We start from the raw sequence: 12,430 nt of genomic DNA, 5'->3' as shown, positions 1-12,430 counted from the left end.
TTTATGCTGCAGCATCATATTGTAATAAAGCAAGCTTTTCTTCAATCTCTGCTAGCCTATTATCAATGTTGTCTAGCGCGTCTGTTACTAGCTTTGAATTAGAGACAATTTCCTGATTGATCTTCTGCTCACTATTTTGCTCCATGTATGCATTTATACAGTCTGCTAGTCTCTCACCATAGAGACAAGAACTTTTACTTATTAGACTTACCTTATAGCCGTTTATAATTAAAACTTTATTGGCTTTATCATAGTAGGTAGATTTAATATCATCGACTATCTTCCAGTCTTCTGCATAATTTTTTAAATGTAGCCTGTAGCTATGCTCATATAGGTGTAAAAATAAACCTGTACCATAATTTTTAACTACAAGAGAGGTATCAATCATAAGGTCTGCATTTAAAATATCTGCTTCATAATTGGTTTTTTGTCTAATGTCATAAGCTTTGTCACCAAATTTAGATATCTCATCGGAACTCATACTTTCGAAAAATAAAACACCGCCACCTGGGCTTTGAGGAACTCTTTTAGATTCATCACGAAAATAGCTATCAAAAAATTCGCGTAACGGAATAATTAATTCATTGCTACTGTTTGGATGTCCAATGTGGTTTTCAATTTGTTCTGTCCTATTTGAGGTAGCCTTGTCTTTTTCATCAAGTAACTCTTGAAACCACTCTGGTGTCTCAACGTGGCCTTGATCAGCAGCTTTTTGATACCACTCAAATGCTTTTTTATCGTCTTGGCCGACACCTTCACCTTGCTTATACATTTCCGCGATACAGGCTTGAGCATCCGGTAATCCTTGATTCGCTGCTCTTTGATACCACTCAAATGCTTCTATACTATTCGGTTGATCTACAAAGTCTTTATCTCTAAACATTTCTCCCATAAAATACTGAGCAATGGCATGACCTTGTTTAGCTGCTTTCTGCATCCATTCAAAAGCCTTAGCGTAATTTTCTAGATTACTAACACCACCAGCATACGCAAGTGCAAGATTAGTTTGTCCTTCATCATAATCTTGAGTAGCAGCTTTTTCGAACCACTCAAAAGCCTGCTCATAATCCTGCTGAACACCATGGCCGTTTTTAAACATGGCTCCAAGCATATTTTGAGCAGTAGGATAATCTTCACTAGCTGCTTTTTCAAACCATTCAAGCGCTTTGGCGTAGTCTTGAGCAATACCATTGCCGTTAAGATAATCCAATCCGATCAGCGTTTGTGCTTCAAGATAGTTTTTGTTAGTAGGATTACGGAACATGGCGTTACTCCAATTTCTCAAAATAGAATTATAGTTTCTCAAGAATACAATTGAATAATACTAACTTTTGTATGTTACAAATAGGATGATTATACTCAGATATAAAGACTTAATACTAGCTATAAATAATTGGTTTAAAACCTTTATTTTACATGGCTTTTGAACGCCCTCTTTCGGCATCGAACAGCTTACAACAATTTCACTAAGAACAAAAAATAAACTGCCTTACTCATCAGAGTTAAGGCAGTTTGAAGAAATTATTATAAATGCTCATTAAGCACAATATTAATCGATTATGCGATTTCACTTGCTACCCTTAATGATTCAACATTCTACAACTCATCACAACTAGGCTGATATTCATTGTCACAAGATTTGCTATACCACTCTTGCGACTTAACGTTGTCTTACTCCAATCCTCTGCCCTCAAAGTACATCAAACCAAGACTGTTTTGCGCTTCAGCTATACCCTGATTTGCGGCTTTTAGATACTATTCAAAAGCTTTACTATAGTCTTTGGCAACTTCTTCGCCGATGCTGTATTTCGCGCCGAGATTAAACTGAGCTTTCGCTATAGTCAATTCAAAATAAAAGTGTTATGACAAGGATTAATATCATAAAACAATTTAGATAAGTCGTTTTCCATCCATCCTTGGCGTAGAAACTTTGCTTGTGCCCATTTTTTCTCAATAGGGTTTAAGTCAGGGCTATAAGGGGGTAAGAATAGAAGCCTGTGACCATGCCTGTTAAGCAGTCTTTTCACACGTTTATGAAAGCTTGCGTTATCCATCACAATCACGCACTTACGTTTAAGGCTTGGAATTAAGGTATATTTGCACCAGTTGTAGAATATGTCGCCATTGATATTCTTATTAAAGTAATCAAGCGCAAACAGTATCTTTTCATATAAAGCACCAATAACGTTGGTTCTTTTTTTACTTTGCCAGTTATAGCTATCAATGCATGGGGTTCCAATGGGTGCATAGCCAAAGGGACGCAGGGTTTCAGACTCAAAGCCGCTTTCATCCATGTATACAATAGCAAAGCCTTGAGTGATATAGTCGTTGAGTTTGCTTAGATACTTAGCTCTCTTTAGGGGGCAAGCTTTTGGATGCTCTAAGGTCTTTTTTTTTGCTAATACCTAAGCGCTTTAAGGCGTGATAAATGCCTGATGGGCTACAGTTTAATCGACGAGCTCGCTCATACTGGTAATCGTCAGGATGCTCTTTAACATCATTGAGCAGAACGTCATCGCTTATCTTATGAGGTTTAGTTTGCCTTGTTGTTTTGCTGTGGACACGCCGCTTCCAGTTTTGTATGGTGGTTGGACTAAGATCATAGAAATCAACCGCTTGAGCAAAGGTCATACCCCCGTCCAAGCTTTTAAGGACTTGTTTGCGAAAATCTAGTGAATAAGTCATGAGTATTTATAATAGTAATAGGTTAGTTGGTTTAGTTTATAACATTTTTAAAGGAAATTGACTATACACCTTTATCAGCTAACTGTTTAGTTATTTGATAGTCTGAAGCCGTAGCGAATATAGGTATGCTTAATAAGAGACTCAATAAAACTCGTTTATTCATACCTTTGTGCCTTAAAAATATCAGTCATTGATAGCTTACTCTTAACGCTTAAACCGCCTAATACTACTGCCCACCACACCAAACAGCTCAAGCGAACCTTTAACGATAATATCAGAATAGTTGATTCAGAATAGTTGATGTTGTGAGCACGCAAGATAATGTGCTCCCCTAGTATCAGCTGCTTTGCCGTAAAGCCATCATCAACCAGCGCAATGACGATATCTTTGTTCCTAGCACTTATCGATCGATCCACAATTAAAATATCATTAGGGTAAATGCCAATATCGATCATGCTGTCCCCTTCAACTTCCACTAAGTAAGTCGTCGTCGGGCTATGAATGAGCAAGGTATTTAGATCGATACGGTTTTGCACATAGTCGGTTGCTGGACTTGGGAAGCCTGCTCTAACTTTATCACTATAAAGGGATAGTAATATCGTCTCACCTTCATCGGTAAGCCTGCCTATTATCTTAACGCTCATTTAGTCCACCTTAGGGAGTTGTTTGATATTAGTGGTATAGCATTGTGATAGCATATTGCGGTTCATATGCCATTTCTGCTTGTCCTTGATGCCTTCGCTGGCAATAAACACCGCTGCTTGTTGATTGCTGTTTTGGCCGTACTTCTTATTAAGCTTATCCATGATAGCGATTACTTCTGCGCTTCTATTGGTACAGTGACTACTGCTTTTACCTGCATCCTCACTACTATCCTCTGCAAATAAGTCAGGCTGCACCTCATGGTGCTGGCAGATATCAAAGAGCATGACACCTGCTTTAGCGTAGCGTATGTCTTTTTGAAATATCTGAGTCAGTATTTGCTGAGCTGCAGCGATCATCACTCTAGTATCAGCTGTAGGTGTTACAAACTGAGATTGACCGGAGATTGAAGCATAGCTCTCTGTGGTACTGAACGAGCTACTCTTAGCGAAGACGCTAAGGTAACTACAGACGCTCCCTTGCTTGCGTAGTTTGCTAGCCGCTTTTGACACATGACTACAAACAGACTCGCTTAGCTCATCAGGGCAAGTAATGCGGGTAGAGAATGAACGTGAAGAGACAATCTGCTTTTTAGGCTCTACGGTTTCGATACCGATACAGCACTGACCATTCAGCTCTAGGCAAGTGCGCTCTAGTACAACACCAAAGTGCTGTCTTATCTTGGCAGGTGCGCATACGGCCAACTGATAAACGGTATGAATGCCCATCTCATTGAGTCTAACCTTGTATCGACGACCCACACCCCATACCTCACCCACATCCGTGATTTGCATGATGCGACGTATCCATCTAAGATCTTGTAGGACACAAACGCCTTTAGTAGCTGGGTGCTTCTTAGCAGCGTGATTGGCAAGCTTAGCCATAGTCTTAGTGTTACCCATACCAACCCCGACTGCAATACCTGTGTGCATCTCTACGAGCATTTTAAGCTTAGTGCCGTAAGCGTTTAGGTCTTGCATGGCGACAGGATAGTCAGCTAGATATAAAAAGGCCTCATCGATTGAGTAGACTTCAACAGTGGGACACAGTGTCTCTAACGTTGTCATGACGCGCTGTGAGATATCAGCATAAAGGGTGTAGTTTGAGCTGAATACAGTGACGTTGTGTTTCATGCAGAAGTCTTTGACCTGAAAGTAGGGCACGCCCATCTTAATACCAAGTAGCCTAGCTTCACTGGAACGTGCTACTACAATCAACAAGCGCATACATGGCGGTCTCGGTATGTTGTCGGCATAAAAAAAAGCATTAGACCCAAGCACTTATATTTAAGCAATGGGATGAGATGACTTTGATTGTAGAGATAGGCTGAAAGAAAATTCAAGGGCAAAAGTGACTAAAACGACGACGGCTGTCGTGAATTTTTGACGTGGATGTACTACTGTTTACCAATTTCCATGAATAACAGGATGGGATGAGGAGAAATTCATCTCATTGCTTACGTTGGTGTTGCTTTTTTTAGAACACAAAATTTTGTTTGCTATGGTTCTTCTTAATGGCTTATTAGCCATAATAAAAGTAATAGAAAGTACCAAAACAAGGAGGTAGGCATGACTACAAAAACTATAGGTATCGTCGGGCTAGGCCGTATGGGTAACGGTATGGCTCAGTCTTTGCTTCGCAATGGTTTTAAAGTGTTTGGCACGGACATAGGGGAAGCGCAACGCCAAGCTGCCAGGGAAATCGGTGTAAATGTTGTTGCAGATATTAAAGCTCTGTGTGCTGAATCTAGCGTCATCATTCTATCTTTACCAATGGCAAAGCATGTACAAGCAGTTGTTAAAGGCAAAGGTGGCATTATTGACTGTGCTCAGCCTAAAACCCTGATTATTGATACTTCTACCTCAGAACCAGATGTGACGCGCGCACTCTCAATAGAGCTGGATCAGTTAGGCCATCAGTTATTAGATTGCCCTGTCAGTGGCGGTCCGGCGGGTGCTGAAGCCGGTACTATGGTGATGGTTGTTGGAGGTGAAAGTAGTTCCCTTGAACGTGCGCAGCTATATCTGGACGCTTTGAGCTCAAAAGTGGTCTACATGGGAAAGTCTGGCAATGGGCATGCGGCTAAACTGATTAATAATCTACTATGTGCCGCACATTTAGTGACCACTGCCGAAGCAGTAGCTTTGGGCACCAAGGCAGGACTCGATCCTGCAGACCTTATTGCCGGTTTGAACGCCGGTTCAGGTCGTAGTGCAATCAGTGAAGTTAATTTCCCTCGCTGGATTCTCAATAAAGGTTTTGATTCCGGTTTCACTATGCAGCTGATGCGTAAAGACGTTCGTCTGGCAAAAAATATGATTGGTGAGATGGGATTAGAGTTACCTTTGGCTAAACAGGTAGCCGAAATTTGGTCGCAGAGCGAAGAAAACATACCTGATCAGGATGATTTTAACTGCATCATTAAAAATGCCGGCTTGGGAGAATAGATTATGAGTTTTGTAGTAGAAGGAAATGGTGAGCAGGAAGTTGAAATATTGCTTAATGAACTGCTGGGTACTTCAGAGTTTGGCAGCTTTATTGATGGAGAGTTGGTTGCAGGTAATGGAGATAATATCGATCTGATTAACCCAGCAACCGGTCAGGTCTTTTTAACCTATTGTGATGCGGGGAAATGTATTGTTGCAACAGCAGCAGATGCTGCTATAAAAGCTCAAAAAGTATGGTGGTCAATGACTGCCAGTGCAAGAGGTCAGTTAATGTGGAAGTGCGGTATGAAAATACGCGAAGCCGCAGAGTCTCTGGCACGCCTAGAATGTATCTCTGCAGGTAAGCCTATTCGTGATTGCCGGGTTGAAGTGGCAAAAGTCGCAGATATGTTTGAATACTATGCGGGTTGGTGTGACAAAATTATGGGACAAGTTATTCCCGTACCAACAAGTCACTTGAACTACACTCGTCATGAGCCTTATGGTGTGGTGACTCAAATCACACCCTGGAACGCACCTGTATTTACAGGAGGCTGGCAGATCGCTCCTGCCATCTGCGCAGGAAATGCCGTCTTACTGAAGCCATCTGAATTAACCCCATTAAGTTCAACAGTACTCGCTAAAATTCTTGAGCAAGCAGGTATCCCGCGTGGTTTGGTGAATGTAATTAATGGACTGGGGCACACGACAGGCACTGCCGCAATTGCTAATCCTGCAACTAAAAAAGTGGTTTTTGTCGGTTCACCACAGACCGGTGCTCTCATTGCTTCGGCATCTGCGCAACGTGTAATCCCTTGCGTGTTGGAGCTGGGTGGAAAGTCAGCCAATATAATTTTTCCAGATGCTGACCTTGATCGTGCGGTAGTGGGCGCGCAAGCTGCGGTATTTTCTGCTGCTGGACAGAGCTGTGTATCGGGTTCTCGGTTACTGGTTCATCGCGATGTGTATCAAGAAGTAGTGGAACGTGTTGCCTCGGCAGCCAGTAAGTTGCCTGTGGGTTTGCCATGGGATGAAGGCACGATGGTGGGGCCAATTAATAACCAGAAACAGTTTAATCATGTGCACTCGTTAGTTTCTGACGGCATTGCTGAAGGTGCTGTTGTTGCCGCAGGCGGAAAGTCAGGTGAAATTCGTGGCGGTGAAAATGGTTATTTTTATCAGCCAACCGTTTTGGCCAATGTAAAAAATGATATGCGAGTAGCACAGGAAGAAATTTTTGGACCTGTTGTTTCTGTCATTTTATTCAATGATGAAGAAGAAGCTGTAGCGTTAGCGAACGACAGTCGCTTTGGTTTAGCGGGTGCCGTTTGGACTGCTGATGTAGGCCGTGCTCATCGAATGGCCGCTCAAGTAAATGCGGGAACATTCTGGATAAATAGCTATAAGGCAATCAATGTCATGTCGCCGTTTGGTGGCTTTGGTGAGAGCGGCTATGGCCGATCTAGTGGCTACCAAGGCTTACTCGAATATACACAGACTAAAAGTGTATGGGTCGAAACAGCAAAAGATTCTGCTATTCAATTTGGTTATTCAATCCAATAGTAGGTTTGGTTAATGGCATTTTTAGGTCGGGCATTAAGCTTTCTTAAATATATTACTCACGATATCCTTTCCTGTGTTTCTATGTTCTATCTAGGCAATTAATTTCAGGGTGAGTAATTTAATTTTTTCAAACTGTGGCTTTGTTGGTTCTTGTTTGGGAAGATAACAAGGATTCGATCGATATATCACCGTGTTACCTATCTATATCAAAGGAGAAAACAGATGTTAATTAACGAAACCCTACTAGGTGAAGTAAAGCAGTGGCGTAAGCAGATTCATAGTCAACCAGAGCTTGGCTTTAAAGAGTTCAAGACCGTAGCATTTATTGTCGACAAGTTACAGTCCTTTGGGATTGAGGTGCATCAAGGACTGGGCGGTACTGGGGTTGTCGGTACTCTAAAGAACGGTTCAGGCCCCACTATTGGCATACGAGCTGATATTGATGCTCTACCAATAAAAGAGCAAAACGATATTGATTATAAGTCCACTCATGAAAATTGTATGCATGCCTGTGGTCATGATGGTCATACTTCAGTTCTGCTTGGTACGGCAAAGCATCTAAGCCAACACAAAAATTTTAGCGGAACGATTCATTTTATATTTCAACCTGCCGAAGAGGTTTTAGGCGGTGCAAAAGCAATGATTGATGACGGGTTGTTTGATAAGTTTCCTATGGACGCCGTCTACGGGTTACACAACTGGCCAGGCCTACCTGTGGGAGAGATTGCGGTCAATAATGGACCTATGATGGCGTCTTTTGATACTTTTGAGATTACTTTGACTGGTAAAGGTACTCATGCAGCCATGCCACATTTAGGGGCTGATCCTATAGCGGCAGGAGCAGCATTAATCACTAATATTCAATCTATTATCTCTCGTCGAATATCTCCACTAAAATCAGGTGTCATTAGCGTAACGCAGATGAATAGTGGGGATACTACTAATGTTATTCCTGATTACGCCATCTTAAAAGGAACCGTTCGTAGCTTTGATATGGACGTACGCCAGTCCATGCAGGACATGCTCACAGAAATGGTCACAACTTTACCGCCTTTATACGGTGTCACAGGCGAGATGGATTACCATATTCGCTATCCAGTAACTACTAATGACAGTCGAGCCTATCTTGAAATCAAAGAAGCTGCTACTAAAGTACTGGGGGCTGATAAGGTAAAGACTAATGTAGAGCCATCAATGGCTTCTGAAGATTTCTCATTTATGAATCAAGTCGTTAAAGGCGCTTATTTTTGGTTAGGTGTTGATGGTAGCAGTCCTTCCAAGCCATTACACAATGCTTCTTATGATTTTAATGATGATGCTATTGAGACAGGTATAAAAGTATGGGTTTCTTTAGTTGAGTCTCAACTACCAAAAATTTCTGCATAAACCAAATAATGTAAAAACGTATAAATCATAAAATGCAAAGGGAATTGCTATGAATAATACCACTGTGCTATCGAGTACAATGACTAAGCACTTATTTGATTGGAAGCTACATTTACTAGTGATTATTGCATCGCTACTTGCAGAATGGATAGGGATCATTAAGATTCCAATTGGTATCGGTACACTAGTCTTACTGCCTTTACTATATGCATTTATATTTACAATATTGTTAAACCCCAACGTTATACCTTCAATGAAAGCTGTCATTTCTAAGGATCGAGCAAAATTTGCAAGCTACGCTGTCCTCTTAAGTATCATGCCGTTTATTGCAAAATTTGGTGTTGGTGTCGGTCCTAAAGTTGAAGAAATAATAGCCGCAGGTCCCGCCCTTTTACTACAAGAATTAGGCAATGTAGCTACTGCCTTCATAGCATTACCCATTGCGGTATTAGTGTTTGGAATGGGGAGAGAGGCTATTGGTGCTACTCACTCAATTGCTCGTGAACCTAATATTGCGCTAATTGCTGATAAGTATGGACTTCAGAGCGCCGAAGGTATCGGTGTAATGGGTGTCTATGTAATGGGTACTTTGTTTGGCGCGATTTACTTCTCATTAATGGCGGGTATTATTGCCTCTATGGATATCATGGATATTCGTGCGCTGGCAATGGCTTGTGGTATTGGTAGTGGTAGTATGATGGGTGCTTGTTCGGCAGCGCTCGCAGAAACGGTACCTGCTCAAGCGGAAACTATTACTGCGTTTGCAGCGACCTCTAACCTACTAACTTACGCCACAGGGCTATTCGTCAGTTTATTTGTTGCCCTACCAGTTACAGAATTTTTATATAAAGTTACTAGTAAGTTTAAGAAGAATAATGACACTACCACCGCTACAAAAACAGGTTTTGGTTTAAAGATACCAGAGCAGTCTATTTTATCAGTAAAGCAGTCTTTATCTCTGTTAGCAGTGATCTGTATCGTCCTATTACTAAGTAATTGGGTAGGACAAGGCGTCAATCCGATTTCTGCTCTACCTGCCATGTTAATTCTGTTCGCTTGTTGTATCGTTGGCGTCTTATTAAAGGAAGTTATTCCTGTCAATGTCCCTGCTATTGCTTGGATATCGATTGTAGCTATTTTGATATCTTTGCCACAGTTTCCAATGAGTGAATATGTCTTAGTAGAAACAGACAAGTTGGGCGTATTACAACTCATTACCCCTGTGCTTGCCTATGCAGGCTTTGCAATCTCGCAAATGGAGGTGAATCTGTTTAAAAAATCCGGATTCAAAATTGCAGTGGTTGCCTTGCTCACCTTTACTGGCACTTTCTTGGGATCAGCTATCATTGCACAATGGCTACTTTAAGAAGTTGTGATACGAAGCTATATATAATAAGTCAGCTTTGATAAATCAAATTTAATAACTGTCGTTTAATATAAAAAATGAGCGTAGCTGCGTATGAAAAATATTTACGCTCATAAAGTGCTCATCGGTGATTCAAAACAGCGTCCAGCAACTCGATGTTGCTGGGCGCTGGCCGCTTACAAATCTTTCATCCATGACTTCAGATGCTGTAGTAATTCATGCGGGCCTTGGGATAGATGACGACCCAACCGAGTTACGATATGAGCTTCACCGCTTGACAGTAGCGTATTGTCTATAGGGATTGCTATCAAATGTCCTTCTTTCACTTCTTTGGACACTACAAAATACGGTAGAAAAGTAAATCCCATATTTGAGCGGGCAAAATTCTTTAGTACAGAGAATGAGTCAGTAGTTAGAATAGGGTTAAAGCGAATCTTTTGTTGAAATTCGGCCATCGCCAGTAACTGACGTACGCCAAAACGACTTTCAGCCAGCCCTACTGGGTATTCTAAAAGCTCCTTCAACTGCACTGGTTTTTTTCGATCAGCTAACGGGTGATCGGGCGAAATAATAATATACATTGGCTGACGACTGACAACCTGTGAGCGAATGCGCGGATGACTGCTGGTATGGAACACTAGTCCGATATGCGCTTCATCTTCTTCAACCTGACGAATCACTTCGTTTGATCCACCAATACTGATTGAAAGTGTCAGCGCCGGATATAAGCGGGCAAACTCAGATAATGGGCCCAACATCAAATCCCCAACAAAACCATCACCCACTGCTAGCTTTATATGACCCCGCTGTAATCCCAACAACGCCTGTAATTTGGAAATACAAGTCTCTTCAGCGGAGAGTGATTCCCGATAAAAATGTAAGAGAATAATACCAGCTTCTGTCGGCGTTACTCCTTTGCGATGCCGTTCAATAAGAATGCATGCTAATTCTTCTTCTAACAGAGATATTTGCCGGCTGATGGCCGAGGGAGCAATATTGAGCTTATCTGCTGCAGCCCGGATCGTACCCATAGTTACAGCCTCATAAAGATAGCATAACCGCTTTCCATTAATCTCTGTCATTGCTTCCTCTTGCTCCGGTCTTGGTTTCATTGAATAAGTACAGCACGGTGGTGTATTAAAAAGAATGCTGCGTAAATGAAGTTGAGACAATTATATTTGTCAGAGCCTATTTCACAACCTCAAATATATCATATACACATGTCTGATTGAATATGAGCCAATCCGACCTACAGAATAGCTAAATCTATCATAAGAATGACCGTCTCACATTTTAGTGAAACGATTGATCTACTGACTAAGCTTACCTTGCTTCAATCTTAGCATTAATCCATTCTGCAATCTCACTCGCTACCCATACTACCCTTACTTTCGTGAGCTGTACTTTTTTTGGAAATGTTGGGTCATAACGATCAGACTCTTCATTGATAAGCTCGTATATTGTAGAACGACTAAGACCAGTGTAGCCACCCACGTCCTTGATACTCAATAGCTGAGGAATGTGAGTGCATTGATTGATTACAGACTGTGTTACGTTTAGGTTTTCCATGATTTAGCTCCTTAATGAGTGATTGAGAGCATTCCCCTCATACTCATAACGAGTCCTATAATTTCTTACCTCATCCCAGGCTGCCCTATCAGATTAAGATCAGCTTTCTTCAAGCCATAAAAAAAGACAGCTGATTCAGTCAGCTATCTTGTTATCTATCTATCATTTCCCCGCTTTCACACTTTCACGCTTTCTCTCAAGCTTTTCTAGATACAGACCACTGAATAGGTTTCAAGGCATGTACCTAAAACTGGTACAAAGCAGTCTTATTGGTTGTACGTAGTTATTGGTCTACGTACTGACCGAGCGTTACACATACCAGAAGCGATCAGCATCATTAATGCTCGAAATACGTTATGAGACATCAGCGTTAACATTGATGATCTTAAATAAAAAAGTAAGAGAATGAGCTACTTCGCTACTCAATAAGTAAACCATGTTGCAGCTTCTCATTTTTTCCATACGATTAGCATAAGCGCCCTCCTTAGAGGGCGCTTATGCTTCATGGTCATGTGCGAGCATTTGATGTGGCTGGCTACTGAGTGATTCCAATCGAGAGTTACCCGGTATATCTCCAATACTCAATTGACAACACTGATGATGATATTTTGGTATATATCATTAGATTCATTTGGATTAGAGTTTGTTTGTTATTGATAGATAATGTTTAATAGATTATGTTGATTGTCATTAGGACAATCAATATCGACTGTCTACATTTGTATTAACTACAGGATTAGGTTGTCGTTTATACAATCGCTACCGCTCTTATATAAACTCCGCTTCTTTATTC

At 41.2% G+C, this 12,430-nt stretch carries 10 protein-coding genes and 1 pseudogene; 4 read left to right on the top strand and 7 right to left on the bottom strand.

The annotated features are described in order from the left end of the window. Position 1: 1 nt before the first annotated feature. The 5 genes and pseudogenes from H4W00_RS07290 to H4W00_RS07275 all read right to left on the bottom strand — a co-directional run bounded on the left by H4W00_RS07290 (position 2) and on the right by H4W00_RS07275 (position 4,553). Positions 2-1,264, bottom strand: coding sequence for a tetratricopeptide repeat protein (locus H4W00_RS07290; protein WP_209956902.1), 1,263 nt, complete (start codon positions 1,262-1,264; stop codon positions 2-4). A 577-nt stretch (positions 1,265-1,841) separates the two neighbouring features. Continuing rightward, a pseudogene (locus H4W00_RS12595) lies at positions 1,842-2,333 on the bottom strand (IS630 family transposase); the annotation flags it as partial. A gap of 13 nt (positions 2,334-2,346) precedes the next feature. Further along, a complete protein-coding gene (locus tag H4W00_RS12590) occupies positions 2,347-2,685 on the bottom strand; it encodes an IS630 transposase-related protein (protein WP_334684838.1) in 339 nt (112 codons plus the stop codon). Positions 2,686-2,840: 155 nt separating this feature from the next. Continuing rightward, positions 2,841-3,329, bottom strand: a complete 489-nt coding sequence (gene umuD / locus H4W00_RS07280) for a translesion error-prone DNA polymerase V autoproteolytic subunit (protein WP_209956901.1) — start codon at positions 3,327-3,329, stop codon at positions 2,841-2,843. Continuing rightward, positions 3,330-4,553 carry a Y-family DNA polymerase gene (locus H4W00_RS07275; protein ID WP_209956900.1) on the bottom strand — a complete coding sequence of 408 codons (1,224 nt, stop codon included), beginning with the start codon at positions 4,551-4,553 and terminating at the stop codon, positions 3,330-3,332. It lies immediately after the preceding gene. Between the two features lie 294 nt (positions 4,554-4,847). Here H4W00_RS07275 and H4W00_RS07270 point away from each other — a divergent pair, with 294 nt between their 5' ends. From H4W00_RS07270 to H4W00_RS07255, 4 genes are all read left to right on the top strand, one after another. Next, complete coding sequence (locus H4W00_RS07270; protein WP_334685000.1) at positions 4,848-5,774, top strand: NAD(P)-dependent oxidoreductase; 927 nt, start codon at positions 4,848-4,850, stop codon at positions 5,772-5,774. A gap of 3 nt (positions 5,775-5,777) precedes the next feature. Further along, on the top strand, positions 5,778-7,316 hold the full coding sequence (locus H4W00_RS07265; RefSeq protein WP_209956898.1) for an aldehyde dehydrogenase family protein: 1,539 nt from the start codon (positions 5,778-5,780) through the stop codon (positions 7,314-7,316). Positions 7,317-7,538: 222 nt separating this feature from the next. Next, positions 7,539-8,702: a M20 aminoacylase family protein gene (locus tag H4W00_RS07260; RefSeq protein ID WP_209956897.1), complete on the top strand. Its 1,164-nt coding sequence runs from the start codon at positions 7,539-7,541 to the stop codon at positions 8,700-8,702. A gap of 49 nt (positions 8,703-8,751) precedes the next feature. Beyond that, a complete protein-coding gene (locus H4W00_RS07255; RefSeq protein ID WP_209956896.1) occupies positions 8,752-10,068 on the top strand; it encodes a DUF3100 domain-containing protein in 1,317 nt (438 codons plus the stop codon). A 176-nt stretch (positions 10,069-10,244) separates the two neighbouring features. Here the strand turns inward: H4W00_RS07255 and H4W00_RS07250 are convergent, their stop codons facing one another. Next, the gene (locus tag H4W00_RS07250) at positions 10,245-11,150 is read right to left on the bottom strand and encodes a LysR family transcriptional regulator (protein ID WP_334684906.1); all 906 of its coding nucleotides are present in this window, start codon (positions 11,148-11,150) and stop codon (positions 10,245-10,247) included. Between the two features lie 241 nt (positions 11,151-11,391). After that, entirely contained in the window at positions 11,392-11,637 is a 246-nt protein-coding gene (locus H4W00_RS07245) for a helix-turn-helix transcriptional regulator (RefSeq protein ID WP_209956894.1), read from the bottom strand. Between the last annotated feature and the right edge of the window lie 793 nt (positions 11,638-12,430).

Source organism: Psychrobacter sp. PL19, assembly GCF_017875835.1.
Taxonomy (GTDB): domain Bacteria; phylum Pseudomonadota; class Gammaproteobacteria; order Pseudomonadales; family Moraxellaceae; genus Psychrobacter.
Note: the sequence above shows the minus strand (reverse complement) of the source record. Positions and strands in the feature narration are given on the sequence as shown.

Excerpts from the sequence above, each read along its gene's own strand:
- umuD (WP_209956901.1), bottom strand. The coding sequence starts at position 3,329 with ATGAGCGTTAAGATAATAGGCAGGCTTACCGATGAAGGTGAGACGATA.
- H4W00_RS07290 (WP_209956902.1), bottom strand. The coding sequence starts at position 1,264 with ATGTTCCGTAATCCTACTAACAAAAACTATCTTGAAGCACAAACGCTG.
- H4W00_RS07265 (WP_209956898.1), top strand. The coding sequence starts at position 5,778 with ATGAGTTTTGTAGTAGAAGGAAATGGTGAGCAGGAAGTTGAAATATTG.
- H4W00_RS07275 (WP_209956900.1), bottom strand. The coding sequence starts at position 4,553 with ATGCGCTTGTTGATTGTAGTAGCACGTTCCAGTGAAGCTAGGCTACTT.
- H4W00_RS07260 (WP_209956897.1), top strand. The coding sequence starts at position 7,539 with ATGTTAATTAACGAAACCCTACTAGGTGAAGTAAAGCAGTGGCGTAAG.
- H4W00_RS07245 (WP_209956894.1), bottom strand. The coding sequence starts at position 11,637 with ATGGAAAACCTAAACGTAACACAGTCTGTAATCAATCAATGCACTCAC.
- H4W00_RS07250 (WP_334684906.1), bottom strand. The coding sequence starts at position 11,150 with ATGACAGAGATTAATGGAAAGCGGTTATGCTATCTTTATGAGGCTGTA.
- H4W00_RS07255 (WP_209956896.1), top strand. The coding sequence starts at position 8,752 with ATGAATAATACCACTGTGCTATCGAGTACAATGACTAAGCACTTATTT.
- H4W00_RS12590 (WP_334684838.1), bottom strand. The coding sequence starts at position 2,685 with ATGACTTATTCACTAGATTTTCGCAAACAAGTCCTTAAAAGCTTGGAC.